Below are 16911 nucleotides of genomic sequence, written 5' to 3' on the forward strand. Positions count from 1 at the left end.
TTCCCGACCCATGGGACAGCGCGGTCGGGAAACATGGAGGAAACGAACAAATCTAAGTTAAAATTAATAAACAGGGGCGGCAGGGCATTCCGTCTCTCTAATAAAGCTCATCGCCTCCTAAGCAATAGCCGGATTGGGTGAGAAGCCTACACTGTACTGAGTACAGTACAGTGTAGGAGTATGTCACAAGATCAGCCGACACATTAGCATTGTCAGCCGACACATTAGCATTGTCAGCCAACACATTAGCATTGTCAGCCAACACATTGGCATTGTCAGCCAACACATTGGCATTGTCAGCCGACACATTGGCATTGTCAGCCAACACATTGGCATTGCAGAGTGTTGCCTTTGATTAATTCGCTACGAATTAATCAAAGGCTGTACTAGGAACTAGGGGCTAGGGCGTGTTTTCAAACTATAACCATAACAAAATGGAGGCGATCGTAATCATAGCTGTATAATTTGCAAGTTTTTCATATCGGGTGGCGACACGGCGAAATTGCAGGAGTTATGTTGATAGCGCGTTTGCTATAACAACGCTATAAAGTTTTCCACCCCAATCGTGTTAGCTTGTGTTCCAATAAGCTCCGCTAATCTTTGTTGTGTATCTGTAACCTGAATTGAAGTACTAAAAATGCGTTGTGTAATTGTGATCTGCTCAAATGTCAGATCCTCCAAGATGAAAAAGTCCTCTCCATGACGATAGTCAAGTATTTTATCTTGTCCATCAAGCGATCGCAGCACAAACCGATCAGCTCCTTTTTCACCAATAAGGATATCGTTGCCTTTACCGCCATCGAGGACATCATTGCCATTACCTCCTAATAAAATGTCTTTCCCGTCTCCTCCTACTAAATAGTCTTGCCCTCCCCGCCCAACTAGAATATCAGCGCCTTTATTTCCATAAAGATTGTCAGCAGAATCTGTCCCATAGAGAAAATCGGTACAGTCAGACCCTGTCTTTTCTGAAACGAATGCTTCTGTAACAGCCCGATCTGCCTGTACAAGCCCTGAACCTTCTCCTATAGAAAGCGCAGTATTTTGTATCCTGGTACGAATATCTTCAGGAGTTAGATTTCCATCAGCTCGATCTAACATTAAAGCGACTATACCTGCTATGTGAGGAGTAGATGCTGAAGTACCTAAAAATTCAGCAAACGAAGAATCAATTGGGAAATTGGTTGCAACGTTGTCTGGGGCATAGATTTCTGGTTTATTTCTAAGGATGGGATTGGCCAACCTATTGCCGTCAGAATCCAGCCAAATGGGAGATCCTCCTTGGCTTGAATAATCCCTGATTTCTGTAGGGTTTTTGATATTCGTGGCACCAACAGTAATGGATCTGGGTGCATTACTGTGTCCGTAAACTGATCTATTATTGGCATCTTCGTCTACGTATTCATAGTCAATTTTGCGGTCTGCCCCATTAGCACTACTAACCCATTTGATAAACGTTGGTTTTTCGGATACATCATCACCAACCTTGGCAATTACAAAGTAAAGTTGTTCATCCTTTTCAGGGGCATACCCAAGTGCTTGAAGGGGAACATCTACAGTAGACTCGCTAATTACCCCTGAAACCGCAACAATATTGGCTGGGTTTGGCAATTCAGGCGTATTCACTAAAAACTGGACATATTCTGTTTTGATCTCTCCAATAGGATCGTCCCATCCCAAAAGAGGATTGATCAGTGTATTACCTTTTGGGAGATTGATGTTCTGAAAGAAATCTACGCCATCGGTAGGATCAAAATCGTGGGCTTGAAATCGAAAACCTTCAAGCTTAAACTCAGCGCCTGGACGAAATACGCTTTCGTATGAAATTCCGCCATTATTACCAGCCGCAGAGACAACTACTACGCCCTGATCAATGGCGGCTTCGATAGCCTTAGCTGCTTTACCGTCTTGTAGAAGAGAAGCAGCAAATATAGCATCTTCAACGATTATATCAACCCCGGCAGCAGTAAGGGTAGAAACTGCTTTGGCAAAAGTTTCTTCATCTTTAAACAGGCCGTCTCGATCCTCTTTAATGAAGGTATGAAAAAATAGCTCTGCCCCTGGTGCAATATCGTGGACTATCTGACCTAATGCCCTACCTTCATCCGACAGTGGTTTATTACTGTCTGCAAGGATGTTCACAGGCTGGCGATATCCAAATGGATTCGCTTTTCCAGGCAGATCTCCACTTTTAACATTTTCACTTAATCCAGAAAGCGAATTGAAACTATCCGAGATGATGCCTACTTTAATTCCTTGACCGTCAAGACCAAAAAGCTGACGTGCAATGTCTGCTTTGAGGATCTTATCGCCTTGAGTTGTTACTTTGCCAACCATAATACTGAATACGGAAGTAAATGTAGGTAAAGTCTCTATTTCTTTCTTGAGTGATTAACAAAATCCATTTGCACGGATTGATTAATCCCCCGAAACTAAATCAAGTTCAGCTTCAGGGGCTTTTGTATTATCTAATACCTATCTGAAAGGCACTAAACAACACAGTTATGATACTAACACTCAGACTTCATTTGGTATCTAATCTGAAGTAGATAAAGAAGCCGCGTTAGCTAACACTATGTTACCTGTTCTCTTGAGAACAGTTCTGCGTACACGATTAGCAATCCTGACATTTTTAGTAGCTGCCAATGTAGCTACGAATCCTCCTCTAACAATATTGATGTCCTCGTAGCCTAATTCAGATAGTGAGGAAGCATTATCTAAATCTAGTATTTTGATCTGTGACATTTTTCTTTCTCCTTAATCAACTTGTTTGGTTGAGATTAACTTGGACTTGATTAACCTCAACTCAAAGATATGAGTTATTTTCAACGATATCAAGAGGTAAAAGCTTTTTATTGATGCATAAGTGAGAGTGTTTTGATTCCAAAATTGCTCTACTGTAAATAGAGATATTGTCAAATTTAGTAGTAAATCTCCATTTTCACTACATATTTACCAATGCCTGCAATTTTAAACTGAAGCTATATTTATAGTCGCAGATGGTACTTGATGCCCTGTCACACCACCAAAGCCTGAAAAGCCACAGTTGTGACTGTTTACCAGATTCTTGTAAAGCTTTGTAAAGAGTTGTGGAATTCCCGGAGTTTTGATTCAAAGAAGTAACAGAGGTTCTCAAGGATGATCCAGATTAATTTCTATCTGGGCATTGCAAGTTATGCCAGGAGGAACTGCTGTGGACAAACAAGGTCTATACTTAACAAGTTTTCAGCGTAAGCTTTTGCTCAAAAGTCTAGAAACAGATTTACGTCCAGAATATCGCCGTCGGATTGAAATCATGTTGTTGGCAGATGCAGGTCAATCTCAGACTCAAATTTGTGAAGCGCTCTTGTGCTCTCAGGAGACAGCACGGCACTGGATGACGATCGCCCAAACAGGTCAAGCTCACCATTGGAGCGATCGCCCGATGGTGAGCCTCAAGGTTATGAATGAGCAACATCTCACTCGTTAGCTTCTTTCTCGATTCGGTCTAAAGCCTTCTTTGCTTTAAAAACAACTTTAAAATAGGCTAACTGACTATTCCAAGCTGACCGAGGTAACAAAGATGCCTCAGCAACAGTCGTATTTTCTTCAGGGATAAAATCAGTAGAGATATTATTCATATGAATCCTAGAATTACAACCTTTAACAACTTCAATCAACTAAGGATGGTAGTAATTTTGCTTCTTCGCAGCCTTGTGTCCATTGAATGCGATCGCTAGTAAACTGAAGTGGATCATTTTCTGGTAAAGGACTATTAATCGGTTCCTCAATGAGAGTAAACTCACCATTATCAAAGGGATTCCCCTGTGCCCTTACTTTTTGAAACACTCGTTCGCGTACACCGCGTTTTGCTTGCGTGAGGGCGCGGTGATGGCAGTAAGGGTTGTTACCTCGCTTGTTAAAGAAGACGTGAGCAGTCCAGCTACAACCGCCACGACAGAGTTCAGCAAATTCGCAAGTCTTGCAGAAACCCCACAAATGTTCTGTCCCTTTGGGAGTACCAGCCCCCAAATTAAACCGTAGTTCCTCAGTTTCTTCAATGATTGTTCGCAGTGAATAGTCGCGGATATTACCTCCGGTGTAGGCTGAAGTAGGCAGTGAAGGACAACCTTTAATAGCACCATCTGCTTCAATACCCAAAGTAGAAAGTCCGGCATTACATCCTTGCCAAAAAGACCAAGCATCTCCTTCTCCCCGCAGCAATCGTTCATAAGGGCCGTAGTAGCCAATATTATTTCCTGGTTGAACTTGCACTCCTTCGCAACTTGCCTTTTGAGCTACACGAGCAATCATTGGGTAAATATCTAATAGTTCATAAGGTTGTAAAAGAATTTCGCTATTATCCGCTGCATTGCCCATCGGTACAGTTAACTGGATCTGCCAAGCAAAAACACCAGCATCGCGGATATGCTCGTATATAAGAGGAAATTCTGGTGCAGATAGGCGATTGATTTGAGTATTGCAACCGAAAGGGATACCTGCTTCCTTGAGATGACTCATAGTTTTAAACGCCCATTGCCAGGAGCCGTTTTTACCACGCAGGCGATCGTGAGTCGCTTCTAAGCCATCAACAGAGACAGAAACCACGCTAATTCCAGCTTCTTTCATCCGGCGTGCTGTGTCCAAGGAAATACCAAAACCCCCAGTTGTCATACCGCAGAGCATTCCAGCTTGAGTGATGGCTTGAGCAATTTCTAGCCAATCAGGACGCAAAAAAGCTTCACCTCCAATTAGAGTTACTTCTGTAATCCCAACTTCTGCTAACTGTCTAACTAAATCAACAGCTTCTTGTGTGGAAAGTTCTTTTGCACGTGTGTGACCAGCACGAGAACCGCAGTGCTGACAGGCTAAATTGCACTTTAGGGTGATTTCCCAAACTGCATAACTAATTCGACGATAGGTCATTGCAATACCCTCAACTAATTTATAGAAAATATGCCGAAAACCCTTGAGGAACAGCAACGTAGTTGCGTATTCCGTACTTCAGGCTGCGTGATGTTCGCGCTTGCGTCTCCCCTTGGGAGAAGGCTAATTGAGTCCTTTAGGACTCAGCCATGTTAGAATAATTCAATCAGTACAAGATTTAAAAACCTACCCCCGGACTGGGGGAAAGTATACGCCCGAAAAACCTTGAGGAGATATCACTACGCCCTATGGGGCTTTCCGTAGTGAGCCTGGGAACCTGTGTAAACAGGATATTTTGGCCGTGAGGTCTTAAGAATCTCCGCGCCTTTAGGTCGGAGAGTGTCAATTAGATTGGGACAGATACCAATACTGCACGCTTTGTGAATATTCGTAGGTTGGGTTGAGGCAATGCGTTACCCAACAAACCCCGCTCTTCGGTTGGGTTTCGTTCCTCAACCCAACCTACACATTTTTATTTTTTAGCCAAAACCTACGCAGTATTGGGACAGATACAGATAAATCCGTCCCAAGAAACCTCAGCTTATGGCTTTAACTTGCAAGAGTTCTAAACTGGTCTGACAATTCCATATATAGGCTGAGGATAAATATGTAGTCTATGCTAGATATTTGCGGTTCCATCGCCGTCGTTTAATAATTGGCGTTCCGTAAATTGGCACTACACGAATTCCACCAAAAACAGCTGCCAATTCTTTTTCATCTAAATTTTGGAGTTCACCATCATTAGTGTCTAACTCTAACAACTGGGCAGTAAATTCTTCAAACTCTTGAGATGTGAAGTTATAGCCAGCATTTTTGACAATTTGGCTACATTCATCTTTACTTTTAGCTCCTTGAATTTGAGTACGTAAACCCTCATCTTTTGCTAGCCTTTCGTAAAAGACTCCAACATTTTCTAGAGACATAATTTTCTCCTTGTATTACGGTTTTTAGATGGTGCGTTATGGTGCTATTAGTTGTGAAATTACTAAAAACTCACGTCTGACTATGCGCCTAACGCACCTTACTGCTTTAGCTAGATTCGCTTAAGGTTAAGGCTGTGAATGAGCAATATCTCGCTCGTTTGCAATTACTAGGCGCAAGGGATATAGAGTCGCTGACCAGGTTTTATCAGGTTAGGATTTGATCCAATCGTACCTTTATTGCGCTTGTAAATTTCGGGCCACTTATTACCATTTCCACAAAAAATCTTAGCTAAATAAAATAGTGAGTCACCACGTATTACCGTAACATACGCTCCTCCTCCTATGACAAAACTTTGGACTTGATCTGAGATTCCGCCCATGTAGTTTTCGGAATCAGAAAATAATTCCAAATCAGTAGAACGCAGTTCAGAAATATTGATAGTAGCCATTGAATTTTTCCTTTTGAATGAAGTTGTTTGAAATGTGATTAGCTGTGGATTTCCTAATCACATTTCAATCTTCGGAGATTCAATCTATAATTTCAAGAGTTTCAAGCTGCTTTTATATGCATAATTCAATGACTTATGTTTTAATTATTCCAATATTTAATATTCAAAAATAAAACTACTTTTCTCTGAAAAATTACAGTGCAATAGCGCGTCACTACTCCGAATCATCTAATTTGAAACTGAAGCTAAGTACAGCGTTTCATTAATTCGTAGCGAATTCTCTTTGCGTTCCTACCCTACGGGAAGGCGAAGCGCCTATGCGCTTCCCTTTGCGCCCCTACCCTGCGGGAAGGCGTTCGCGCAGCGTCTCCAAGAGTTGCGCCTATGCGTTTAAATTTCAACCCTCAATTCGCCACGATTTTACGCAAAGCTGTACTAAGTGCGTTGGTGCGAAAAAATCCAAGTATGTTACGAAACGTAAATAAGCTTAAAACCCTTACTAATGACCAATGACAAATGACCAATGACCTGTGACTGTTTACCAGATTCTTGTAAAGCTTTGTAAAGAGTTGTGGAATTCCCGGAGTTTTGATTCAGAGAAGTAACAGAGGTTCTCAAGGATGAATCCAGATTAATTTCTATCTGGGCATTGCAAGTTATGCCAGGAGGAACTGCTGTGGACAAGCAAGGTCTATACTTAACAAGTTTTCAGCGTAAGCTTTTGCTCAAAAGTCTAGAAACAGATTTACGTCCAGAATATCGCCGTCGGATTGAAATCATGTTGTTGGCAGATGCAGGCCAATCTCAGACTCAAATTTGTGAAGCGCTCTTGTGCTCTCAGGAGACGGCGCGGCACTGGATGACGATCGCCCAAACAGGTCAAGCTCATCATTGGAGCGATCGCCCTCTTGGACGCCCCAAGGCTGTTAATGAACAATATCTTGTTCGTTTGCAAGAACTGGCAAGTCATAGTCCACGTGAGTATGGCTATCCATTTGAACGCTGGACAGGGCAATGGTTAAGCAAGCATTTGGCAAAAGAACTGGGGATTAAGGTTAGCAGCTGCCACATCAACCGTTTGCTCAAGGAAATGGGGCTTTCTACTCGACCAAAAGATAACACCACTGAGAAATATTCCTCAAGTCAACAAAATTCCGGCATTAAGATTGGCGATTTGCCATCGAACGTCGAACCTAGTTTCTTGTGGCAATTCAGTTTGATGAAAACTAACAATTAATTCCGCACCTGGAAAGCTATGATTCAGAATAAATCTACGTTTCAAAAGCAACAACTAGGTCAACAACTCACCCAAACTTTGGGTCAACCCCTTTTAGAACAAGAACTTTCAAATTGCTTTCAACAAATTGAAATCCTAGAACCAAATGCAGGTAAACTGTTTTGGCAGGCATCAAATGCTACGGTTGGTATTTATATCATCCTGACGGGTAAGGTCAGACTGCTCAATAGCACAGATAATTTAATCGCATCATTGGGAGTGGGAGCATCATTTGGTGAGCTAACCCTGTTTCCAGAGTCAGGCTTTCAGGCTTACACTGCTAGGGCTTCGGTAAATCTCAAACTTTGCTATATTCCGGGGGATTGTTTGCGATCGCTCATCCGCAAGTATCCCTCGATCGCAGAGCATCTTCACTCCTCGGCAGTACTTTGGGATTTACTGCTGTTATCTCGTCAGACTCCTTGCCTTGCTAATGCTCCTGTAGAAGGATTGATGCAAATATTACCATTACTAGAACAGCATAATCTCCAAATTGGCAAACTCCCATCTTCTCTACTCAAAGACCAGCAACTTTGGCTACTGCGGCGAGGAGAACTATTGCACACATCAGGATACAAGCTTACTGTTGGAAATATTTACGCCATTCAGCAGTTACCCAAAGAACGAAGTTGGCAAGTGAGTCAACCAAGCCAACTCTACAGCCTCAGCCGTCAAGATTGGGAAACAGCGATCGCAAAAGAGCCACAACTGGCTCAACTGATTAATTCTGACATCCTGCGAGATGGCGATGAAAAGACGGAGAGAAAGCCCGGTGCGTATCTTCCAAGAGTTGAGGTTACTGGCGTAAACACCCAGATGCACAGAACACCAATTCCTAATTCCCAAAGAAAAATCAATAAGGCTTACTTCCCAAACCCAACTGTAAAAATCGGTCATTTGTGGCAACGTATCACCCGGCGGTATCCATACTTTGAACAACAAAGCGCGGCTGACTGCGGTGCAGCTTGCTTAGTAATGGTTGGGCGCTACTGGGGCAAGCACTTTAGTGTCAATATCTTACGAGACATTGCCAATGTTGACCGCAATGGGGCATCACTGCGAGGTTTAGCTGCTGCTGCTGAAAGTATTGGGTTTTCAACTCGACCTGTAAAAGCCAGTCTCGACAAACTTGCTCTTGCAAGCTTACCTGCGATTGTGCATTGGGAAGGAAGACACTATGTCGTCGTCTACGAAGTGAGAGGCGATCGCGTTATCGTTGCAGACCCTGCTATTGGTCAGCGTACCCTCTCTCATGCAGACTTCAAAGCGGGTTGGACTGGCTATACTTTGTTACTACAACCTACCGCCCTACTTAAAGATGCAAAGGAAAACAGCACTCCTTTTTGGCAATTCTTTGAATTAGCTAAACCTCACTGGTTGGTTTTGTTGGAAGTGTTCATAGCTTCCATCCTGCTTCAGATTTTTGGACTGATCACACCGCTATTTACTCAGCTATTGTTAGACCGAGTTGTTGTACAGCAAAGTGACCTGACACTAACAGCTGTAGGCATAGGATTACTCATCTTTAGCCTATTCCGAGTCGCCATGACTGGACTGCGGCAATACCTTCTAGACCACACAGCTAACCGAGTGGATCTAGCCTTAATTGTCGGTTTTATTAGCCATACTTTCCGCTTACCCTTGAACTATTTTGAGTCCCGCTACGTGGGAGACATCATTTCCCGTGTACAAGAAAACCGCAAAATTCAACGTTTCCTCACAGGTGAGGCACTGTCTATCGTTCTCGATTTACTGACAGTATTCATCTACGTAGGATTGATGTTTTGGTACAGTTGGAAAATGGCATTGCTTGTGTTGGTAATTGTGCCGCCATTCGTATTACTGGCGCTGATTGCTACACCCTTCTTACAGCGTGTTTCCCGCGAGATTTTTAGTGCTTATAACGAAGAAACTGGTTATTTGATTCAATCTCTTACTGGTATTCGCACTGTCAAATCTATGGCAGTTGAGCAGACAGTGCGCTGGCATTGGGAGGAACTTTTTGGCAAGTCAATTAAAAAGAACTTTTCCGGGCAGGTGATTGGCAATACGCTGCAAATATTTAGCTCTGGCATTGAAGCTGTAGTCACTACAGCATTACTGTGGTTTGGAGCATGGCAAGTAATACAAAACGAACTCACCATTGGGCAACTTGTCGCTTTTAATATGTTGTTGGGTAATGTGATTAATCCTTTTGAGCGATTGATTATGCTATGGAATGAATTGCAAGAAGTGCTGATTGCTGTTGAACGCATCAATGATGTGATTGACGCTGAACCAGAAGAAGATTTGCACTCATCATCTCGGCAATCCTTACCACCAATTCGCGGTTACATTGTCTTTGATAAAGTTACTTTCCGCTATCATCCAGAAAGCGATGTCAACACACTAGAAAATATTAGTTTTGAACTGCAACCAGGGCAAATGATCGCACTTGTGGGGCGCAGTGGTTCGGGAAAAACGACCATTTCCAAGTTGGTATTGGGGCTGTATCCTCCCACAGAAGGGAAGATTTTGATTGACGGTTATGATGTAAGCAGCCTTTTATTGCGATCGCTCCGTTCTCAAATCGGTGTCGTTGACCAAGATACTTTTCTCTTTGGTGGTACGATTCGGGAAAATATTAGTTTAGCTTATCCCGAAGCAACTTTAGAAGAGGTAATAGAAGCAGCGCAACAAGCGGGAGCGCATGAATTTATTAAAGAATTGCCAATGGGCTATGAAACACAAATCGGTGAGGACGGAGGAACCTTGTCTGGTGGACAAAGACAACGGCTAGCGATCGCTCGTGCCCTTGTAGGAAATCCTAAATTACTGATTTTAGATGAAGCCACCAGCAGTCTTGATGCTGAATCTGAACGTATCATCCAGACTAACCTCAACAAAATTCTTCAAGATAGAACAACACTGGTGATTGCTCATCGCCTTTCAACAGTACGCAATGCTGACAAAATTTTGGTGCTAGATAGAGGTCTTTTGGTTGAAAGTGGAAATCACGATGAATTAATGGCTAAACGCGGTCACTACTTCTATCTGAATCAACAGCAACTTACCATAGCCATTTGAACTAAAATGCCTCTACAGTTTTCGTTTCTTAGCTTTGCTAGAAACCCAAAAAATCCCATATTTGAAATCCAAAATGGTATGACCAATTATGCCAAATGAATTTACTACCCAAGAGCAGTTCAGTCAGAACGGTCACTACCCTAGTAGTCAACTGGACTTGAACGATTCCAAAAAAACACAATCCTCACGAGAGCCAAAATCCTATGCACCTCTAAGTGAAGACTGGTCTTCTTTAACAAAAGAACTGATTGATACCTTACCACGGATTTGGACACGCGGATTGTTGTATTGGCTAGTAGTATTTGCTGCGATTGTCTTACCTTGGGCAATGCTATCCAAAGTAGATGAGACAGGTAGCGCCAGAGGACGACTTGAACCTCAAGGCAAAACTGTGAGATTAGATGCACCCGTTACCGGAAAAGTTACAGCCATCAAGGTAAAAGAAGGTCAAACTGTACTTTCAGGGCAAATTTTACTGGAATTGGAATCAGAATTAACTCGTACTGAACTGCAACAAACTCAGGCAAAACTTGAGGGTCAACAAAATCGAGTTAATCAGCTTCAGTTATTAAAAAATCAACTGGAAATGTCTTTACGCACTCAGCAATTGCAAAATCAAGCTCAAGAATCAGAGCAACTTGCTCAACTTGACCAAATACGGCAACGGTTTAATTCCAGTAAACAAGTATATACCCTAGAAAACGGTCGCCTCAAGCTAGCTAAAAACCAGGTACAACGTTATCAATATCTTTTTCAAAAAGGTGCTATTTCCAAGAGCAAATTAGAAGAAATAGAAGGCGAGGTATTTGAGCGTCAAAGACTTTTAGAACAAGCTCAATCAGATACTAAACAGTCTGATACCGAGATTGCCAAACAACAAAGCACCAATCAACGTATTAAACGCACAGGTGAACTTGCAGTTTTGGATAGTCAGAAACAACTTAAAGAACTCCAGGCTCAAGTTGTAGATGTCCTTTCAGAAATTTCTCAAACTAAAAAACAAATTCATTCTTTGCAATTTCAATTACAACAGCAAACACTCCGTGCTCCGATTGATGGCACAATTTTTCAGTTGTCTATCAATAATGCCGGGACAGTTGTACAACCAGGGCAGATGGTTACTCAGATTGCACCTAATGGAGTACCCCTGATATTCAGGGCACAGATGCCTAGTCAAGAAAGTGGTTTTCTGCGTGTAGGAATGCCAGTCAAAATTAAATTTGATGCTTATCCTTTCCAGGATTATGGAGTGATAGAAGGCAAACTCCACTGGATTTCACCAGACTCCAAAGCTGTGGAAACTGCCCAAGGTAAAATAGAAAACTTTGAATTAGAAATTGCAGTGCCACAAACTTATATTCAAAGTGGAAACAAACGTATTGCTTTAACGCCTGGACAAACAGCAACTGCTGAGGTAATTGTTCGGCAGCGCCCTATTATTGATTTTGTGTTAGATCCGTTTAAAAAGTTGCAAAAAGGTGGTTTGAAACTATAAAAAATAAGTAGGTTGGCGCAATTAAAGTTAACTGGCTAAGGCTGTCATTTGTCATTGGTCATTTGTCATTTGTCATTAGTAAGGGTTTTAAGCTTATTTACGTTTCGTAACATACTTGAATTTTTTCGCACCAACCTACTTAGGAGATTTTGAAAAGCTACTTCTTCTTGTTTCGTTTTTAACACGGTCACACTCCTCTATTTTCTTGGCTTCAGCCGCTTTGTCACCCCGTCAGGTATCAGCATTGCGATCGCTCATATTCCCTTCAATCCCGCGCAGTGTCAAGCTTATCCGCAGCAGCCCACAGGGTTTGCTCAAAACTTAATTTCGCTCCGTTGCCGTTTTTCGGCTCGGTTTTTTTTCTGACCACGCGTCACTAAATATTACCCCTCAAGATAATCTGCGATCGCACTCTATTTCTCCCTTGCCCTGTGAAACCGATTCGGCCTAGTTTCTGACACTAATCCTTTGTCAGCGTAACGCACCAAAGTGCAAATATACAGCCAACCACTTTTAAAACAACCTCTTAAAATAATTCGTAATTCGTAATTCGTAATTAAGTTTTGTGTTAGCGAAGCGTTAGCGAGTCTGCGAGCGTCTGGGGATTTAACCCCAACACAAAACTTACCTATTTATTGAACCGGGGGACTTAAACCCGCGGAACTTGTTAAACGTTGGATATCAGGAATGTTTCTAGCGTCAGCGAATCAAACACCCCCAGTTCATCATAATTAGCAATTAGTTGATACATTTCATAATGATTAATCAACCAATTGGCGATTAGAGAAAAAGGAGTGCCTATAGTGATTGAACTAGGACAATTAACAGAAACTCCGTCGGGTAAATAGTAATATTTATGCCCTGATCTATGCCAATTAAATTGAGTTACTATTGGTTCGGAAATCTTCAGATTGGGAGTAATGGTCATAGATATGCCTTGCCAATTACCACTAAAATTTCGTTCTGGTAACTGATTTAATTCAGTTGACCAATATTTGCTAGGGAATCCATTACAATCTTCACGAATATTTGCTGTATGAAATAAATTTCCCTTCTCGTCGTAAACAATACCTACACTGTGCCGTAAATCCTCATATCGAAAGAATAATTCTATCCCAAAATAGGAGTTGGGTTTTAACTTCACTGTTGCCCAAGTAGCATGACCATCAGCAAAGAAGTATCCTCGCATCGTCTCGCGTGATGGGTGAAAAAGTCCATCATCTAAGCTATTTGACAGAAAATTAAATTCCCAACTCTCTTGCTTATTTTCGCCATTTGCATAACTATAAGTATTAGTATGGACAATTTTAGTCTTTTCTGGATTGCTTTTAAAACTCCTCAGACTTTGAAATGATTCCTTGACATCACCAACTGGTGTATATCGCGTCCAAATTCCATGCCAATTGAGCAAATGGTTCGTAAAATAGTTCCAATTTCGTTCTTTTGCATCCATAATATTTGTGTCCAAAATATATTTAAAATCTCCTTGTTAAAATACTAGTATGATTCATACCAATTTACCAACGGCAAAGAAACATTGCTAGAGACTGCTTGGCGTTGGGAGTGGGAACGAGTGGAGCATCTAAATCAGTATTGTTAACCAACAGCCTCTCACCATCGCTGATGGTAACAATCTGTTGCCAACGATTTGCTGCGTCTGCTTCAATGGTTCCCGAATTCCCAAAGCGAGGGTGTGACTGTTGTAAAACTGTGACTATAGCTTTTTGAGGAACCACTGGTTCTTGAATTTTGAGAACCATTGGTTCCTGAACAATATGTTTTTTGCGTGGAAGTTGAGGAACCACAATGTTCGCCGCAGCTGCAAAGTCTGAAACACTTGGGGAGGGGTTTTCTTCCAGAGCGATCGAAATCCTAAAAGGATTATGGTGCGGGGCTTACGACGCAAAAGCTAAAGGAAGTAGGCTTATTAATTAAGCAGCTGGCTTGACTTCTAGTCTGGATCTGGTGCTAACTCTTTTAAAGTAAGTACAATAGTAGTATATTAAATCGTAATAACCCTATGAATCCAGTAGTAATTAGACCCTCATCTTGGCTAACGACTGGTATTCGAGTCGAAAAAGTCAACAATCTCAATCTTTTCAAATTTACTGAAGAGCTAGGTTCGCGTTTGCAAGAACTTCTGGATAAGAAAAAAGCTGATTTACTGACACCAGAAGAAGCCGTTGAACTAGAGGCTATTGGAGAATTAGACACAATTTTTAGCTATATAAATGCCACTATTGAATCTGGATCGTGACAATTCCTAATTCTTCAGGGGATATTGTCTAACAATATCTAGGTTTTGGGCGTTTCTCAAGCAGCAGAGATTGCGTTCCAAACTATATTTCCCCATTTGGTAGTGTTGTGTAGTATATAAATTCCAAGTTTACGATCGCCCTCTTGGACGGTGTGCATCATGGCCAAATTTCAAGATATTGTCAATTACTTTCGCTCTGATTGGAAGCTGAGTGTTTTTAGTATTGCAGCATCCGGCATTTACGAAATTATTGATTTGGTTGTTCCTTACGCCATTGGACAGATTTTAAACGTTTTGTCTGGTCAACCATTGGATAAACCACTTCAAAGTGCGATCGCAAACTTTTCTGACATTACGAATTACCCAGTTACTAAAACTCTATCTTTGAGTGTATTACTGGGTTTAATTTTCGTTGTCACCGTAGTGAAAGCACCAACACAACCTTGGTTAACCCATTGGTTTCATTGGGGTATAACCTTAAGGTTACGTCGCCAGAAAGCCCAAACAGCGATAGAAAAAATCCTCACTCTCCCACTAGAATTTTATGATGAAAATAACCCTGGACGCATTGCTGGAAGAATAGCTAGAGGTATTTCTAACCACACTTTTGCATATCCAGAAGTTGCCGGACAGTTGATTCCTAAACTAGTTCGTATATTAGGAATTTTTGGGTTTATCTTGGTGATTGAGTGGCGAATTGCGGTTTTATATCTGATTTCCTTTGTGCTTATTCTTGGCTTTACTTTGAGGGATTTAAAGCGACTGATTGGGCATGAAACTATTCTGGATAAATATGGAGAAGATACGGAAAGTCGCAATTCTGAACTGATCACCAACATCAAAACAGTGAAAGCATTTGCTACAGAAAATAAGGAACTCAAACGGCAAAAGCAACGTTTGGAACGTGAACTAATGGTAGTTGAGTATCGCATCCACAAAGGTTATGTGAAACTGGCAACTTGGCAAAGGACTATAATTCAGTTTTGCGTGTTTACTATCCTGGGTTTGACTCTAGCAGCAACAGCAGAGGGAAGAATTTCTTTAGGTCACTTTGTCATGACCTTAACTCTTTCCAGCATGGCATATGCCGAATTAGAACCTATTAGCAATTTGGCAGAAATTTTTGCCCGTCGTTATTCTTCAATGCTGCGGTTTCACGAATTTCTCCAAGAGCCAACTCCACCGGATTCAGCTAGTCTTTTAGAAGAGAGCAACCAGACAGAATCACCTTATGAATTTACTGGAAAAGTTGAGTTGTCACACGTCAGTTTTGGATATGATGCCAACCGTCAAGTTTTGCAAGATATCAACTTGTTGATTGAGCCATACCAAACAGTGGCATTAGTGGGGCGTTCCGGTTCTGGTAAATCTACTTTAGTGAAATTGCTGTTGCGATATTTTGAACCTCAAGAAGGTCAAATTCTCATTGATGGTCAAGATATTCGCACTTTGAATGTAGGTAAGTATAGACGAAGGCTAGCGATCGTTCACCAAGAAGTAGACGTTTTCAACGGTACTATTTTGGATAACCTCACTTATGGCAGAACAAATGCCAGTTTGGAGCAAGTTAAGGAAGCCTGTAGAATTGCCAGAGTTGATGAAGTAGTGCAGCACTTACCACAAGGTTATTACACCGTCGTAGGAGAACGAGGTGTCAGGCTATCTGGAGGACAAAGACAACGTTTGGGAATTGCTAGGGCGTTGTTAGTGGAACCAGACGTACTGATTTTTGACGAAGCCACCTCTAGTTTAGATTATGAGTCAGAGCGTTCAATTCAGCTAGCGATGCGATCGATTCAGGGTACTTGCACCACCATCGTCATTGCCCACCGTTTAAGTACAGTACGAGAAGCTGATAAAATTGTCGTTCTGGAGCAAGGAAAGATTGTAGAAGTTGGTAGCCACGATGAACTATTGCGTCACGAGGGCATTTACCGTCGCTTGCACTCCCTGCAAGAAACAGGAGAACTCCTGAGTTAGAGAACATAGACATTTTGGATTTTAGATTTTGGATTCACTCCACGAATCAATCCGCTTGATTTCTGCCCTACGCCACTCGTGACTTCCAGTCATGAGTTATAAGCGTTATCAGTGAAGGAGACATCTGGGTAGCAATTGAGACATATGCTCATGGCAAGGGGGAATGGTTGAAAACGTTTCTTTTATTACCCAACGGTATCCCCTCTCATGACACGATTGCAAGAGTATTTGCCAGATTATGAGTCCGAGCTTTATCTCGTGTCACCGTTGCCCACGGGATGACTGTATGAAAGAATCTCAGCACTGTCCGATAGCTACCACCGATGCCTCCCCACCTTGATATTCCTAACATCGTGACTCGACCGCTCATGGCTGTTTAGTTTGCACTTTGTGACAGCTTCGCCAGCTCTTCCCCAGTATCCGAAACCTATGACAACCCACCTTTTTTTAAATACCAGCTTGGCGAACCCCTTGTTTTAACGCTTTTTGTAAACTCGCTCACTTTTATGGGAATCATAAAGCTACTTCAAACAGATTATGGTCATACGATCCTCCCAAAG

General features: G+C 41.9%; 16 protein-coding genes and 2 pseudogenes. 7 read left to right on the plus strand and 11 right to left on the minus strand.

The annotated features are described in order from the left end of the window. Positions 1-97: 97 nt before the first annotated feature. The 4 genes and pseudogenes from LC605_RS06680 to LC605_RS06695 all read right to left on the minus strand — a co-directional run bounded on the left by LC605_RS06680 (position 98) and on the right by LC605_RS06695 (position 2745). Complete coding sequence (locus LC605_RS06680) at positions 98-328, minus strand: hypothetical protein (protein ID WP_229546779.1); 231 nt, start codon at positions 326-328, stop codon at positions 98-100. A 90-nt stretch (positions 329-418) separates the two neighbouring features. Then, positions 419-517: pseudogene (locus LC605_RS06685) on the minus strand (IS5/IS1182 family transposase); the annotation flags it as partial. Positions 518-531: 14 nt separating this feature from the next. Then, a complete protein-coding gene (locus LC605_RS06690) occupies positions 532-2337 on the minus strand; it encodes a S8 family serine peptidase (protein WP_229546780.1) in 1806 nt (601 codons plus the stop codon). A gap of 198 nt (positions 2338-2535) precedes the next feature. Then, positions 2536-2745, minus strand: coding sequence for a hypothetical protein (locus LC605_RS06695; protein ID WP_229546781.1), 210 nt, complete (start codon positions 2743-2745; stop codon positions 2536-2538). A 430-nt stretch (positions 2746-3175) separates the two neighbouring features. Here LC605_RS06695 and LC605_RS06700 point away from each other — a divergent pair, with 430 nt between their 5' ends. Then, positions 3176-3469 carry a helix-turn-helix domain-containing protein gene (locus LC605_RS06700; RefSeq protein WP_229546782.1) on the plus strand — a complete coding sequence of 98 codons (294 nt, stop codon included), beginning with the start codon at positions 3176-3178 and terminating at the stop codon, positions 3467-3469. On the opposite strand, the gene LC605_RS06705 is transcribed toward LC605_RS06700, so the two are convergent. From LC605_RS06705 to LC605_RS06720, 4 genes are all read right to left on the minus strand, one after another. Further along, positions 3459-3620: a hypothetical protein gene (locus tag LC605_RS06705; RefSeq protein WP_229546783.1), complete on the minus strand. Its 162-nt coding sequence runs from the start codon at positions 3618-3620 to the stop codon at positions 3459-3461. The two genes, LC605_RS06700 and LC605_RS06705, sit on opposite strands and share 11 nt — an antisense overlap. A 31-nt stretch (positions 3621-3651) precedes the next feature. Further along, positions 3652-4905: a nif11-class peptide radical SAM maturase 3 gene (locus tag LC605_RS06710; protein ID WP_229546784.1), complete on the minus strand. Its 1254-nt coding sequence runs from the start codon at positions 4903-4905 to the stop codon at positions 3652-3654. Positions 4906-5519: 614 nt separating this feature from the next. Beyond that, positions 5520-5828, minus strand: coding sequence for a Nif11-like leader peptide family natural product precursor (locus LC605_RS06715; protein WP_229546785.1), 309 nt, complete (start codon positions 5826-5828; stop codon positions 5520-5522). Between the two features lie 167 nt (positions 5829-5995). Next, positions 5996-6277 carry a LysM peptidoglycan-binding domain-containing protein gene (locus LC605_RS06720; protein ID WP_229546786.1) on the minus strand — a complete coding sequence of 94 codons (282 nt, stop codon included), beginning with the start codon at positions 6275-6277 and terminating at the stop codon, positions 5996-5998. A gap of 658 nt (positions 6278-6935) precedes the next feature. Here LC605_RS06720 and LC605_RS06725 point away from each other — a divergent pair. From LC605_RS06725 to LC605_RS06735, 3 genes are all read left to right on the plus strand, one after another. Continuing rightward, complete coding sequence (locus LC605_RS06725) at positions 6936-7514, plus strand: helix-turn-helix domain-containing protein (protein WP_229546787.1); 579 nt, start codon at positions 6936-6938, stop codon at positions 7512-7514. 18 nt (positions 7515-7532) lie between these two features. Next, entirely contained in the window at positions 7533-10619 is a 3087-nt protein-coding gene (locus tag LC605_RS06730) for a peptidase domain-containing ABC transporter (protein WP_229546788.1), read from the plus strand. 88 nt (positions 10620-10707) lie between these two features. Next, positions 10708-12114 carry an HlyD family efflux transporter periplasmic adaptor subunit gene (locus LC605_RS06735; RefSeq protein ID WP_229546789.1) on the plus strand — a complete coding sequence of 469 codons (1407 nt, stop codon included), beginning with the start codon at positions 10708-10710 and terminating at the stop codon, positions 12112-12114. A 667-nt stretch (positions 12115-12781) separates the two neighbouring features. Here the strand turns inward: LC605_RS06735 and LC605_RS06740 are convergent. Both LC605_RS06740 and LC605_RS06745 read right to left on the minus strand, forming a co-directional pair. Next, positions 12782-13567: a DUF3598 family protein gene (locus LC605_RS06740; RefSeq protein ID WP_229546790.1), complete on the minus strand. Its 786-nt coding sequence runs from the start codon at positions 13565-13567 to the stop codon at positions 12782-12784. Between the two features lie 64 nt (positions 13568-13631). Then, positions 13632-13919, minus strand: a complete 288-nt coding sequence (locus LC605_RS06745) for a hypothetical protein (RefSeq protein ID WP_229546791.1) — start codon at positions 13917-13919, stop codon at positions 13632-13634. A 215-nt stretch (positions 13920-14134) separates the two neighbouring features. Between LC605_RS06745 and LC605_RS06750 the strand changes: the two genes are divergently transcribed. The 3 genes and pseudogenes from LC605_RS06750 to LC605_RS06760 form a co-directional block, all read left to right on the plus strand. After that, positions 14135-14371, plus strand: a complete 237-nt coding sequence (locus tag LC605_RS06750; protein ID WP_229546792.1) for a hypothetical protein — start codon at positions 14135-14137, stop codon at positions 14369-14371. Positions 14372-14530: 159 nt separating this feature from the next. After that, on the plus strand, positions 14531-16351 hold the full coding sequence (locus LC605_RS06755; RefSeq protein WP_229546793.1) for an ABC transporter ATP-binding protein: 1821 nt from the start codon (positions 14531-14533) through the stop codon (positions 16349-16351). 95 nt (positions 16352-16446) lie between these two features. Then, positions 16447-16590 (plus strand): annotated as a pseudogene (locus LC605_RS06760) (transposase family protein); the annotation flags it as partial. Here LC605_RS06760 and LC605_RS06765 read toward each other — a convergent pair. After that, a complete protein-coding gene (locus LC605_RS06765; RefSeq protein ID WP_267868440.1) occupies positions 16557-16721 on the minus strand; it encodes a hypothetical protein in 165 nt (54 codons plus the stop codon). The pseudogene LC605_RS06760 and the gene LC605_RS06765 overlap by 34 nt on opposite strands. Positions 16722-16911 lie beyond the last annotated feature (190 nt).

The sequence above is a fragment of the Nostoc sp. CHAB 5836 genome, from assembly GCF_020829445.1.
Taxonomy (GTDB): domain Bacteria; phylum Cyanobacteriota; class Cyanobacteriia; order Cyanobacteriales; family Nostocaceae; genus Nostoc.

Bases quoted from the DNA above. Each gene is read 5' to 3' on its own strand.
- LC605_RS06690 (WP_229546780.1), bottom strand. From the start codon at position 2,337: ATGGTTGGCAAAGTAACAACTCAAGGCGATAAGATCCTCAAAGCAGAC.
- LC605_RS06695 (WP_229546781.1), bottom strand. From the start codon at position 2,745: ATGTCACAGATCAAAATACTAGATTTAGATAATGCTTCCTCACTATCT.
- LC605_RS06700 (WP_229546782.1), top strand. From the start codon at position 3,176: ATGCCAGGAGGAACTGCTGTGGACAAACAAGGTCTATACTTAACAAGT.
- LC605_RS06705 (WP_229546783.1), bottom strand. From the start codon at position 3,620: ATGAATAATATCTCTACTGATTTTATCCCTGAAGAAAATACGACTGTT.
- LC605_RS06710 (WP_229546784.1), bottom strand. From the start codon at position 4,905: ATGACCTATCGTCGAATTAGTTATGCAGTTTGGGAAATCACCCTAAAG.
- LC605_RS06715 (WP_229546785.1), bottom strand. From the start codon at position 5,828: ATGTCTCTAGAAAATGTTGGAGTCTTTTACGAAAGGCTAGCAAAAGAT.
- LC605_RS06720 (WP_229546786.1), bottom strand. From the start codon at position 6,277: ATGGCTACTATCAATATTTCTGAACTGCGTTCTACTGATTTGGAATTA.
- LC605_RS06725 (WP_229546787.1), top strand. From the start codon at position 6,936: ATGCCAGGAGGAACTGCTGTGGACAAGCAAGGTCTATACTTAACAAGT.
- LC605_RS06730 (WP_229546788.1), top strand. From the start codon at position 7,533: ATGATTCAGAATAAATCTACGTTTCAAAAGCAACAACTAGGTCAACAA.
- LC605_RS06735 (WP_229546789.1), top strand. From the start codon at position 10,708: ATGCCAAATGAATTTACTACCCAAGAGCAGTTCAGTCAGAACGGTCAC.
- LC605_RS06740 (WP_229546790.1), bottom strand. From the start codon at position 13,567: ATGGATGCAAAAGAACGAAATTGGAACTATTTTACGAACCATTTGCTC.
- LC605_RS06750 (WP_229546792.1), top strand. From the start codon at position 14,135: ATGAATCCAGTAGTAATTAGACCCTCATCTTGGCTAACGACTGGTATT.
- LC605_RS06755 (WP_229546793.1), top strand. From the start codon at position 14,531: ATGGCCAAATTTCAAGATATTGTCAATTACTTTCGCTCTGATTGGAAG.
- LC605_RS06765 (WP_267868440.1), bottom strand. From the start codon at position 16,721: ATGAGCGGTCGAGTCACGATGTTAGGAATATCAAGGTGGGGAGGCATC.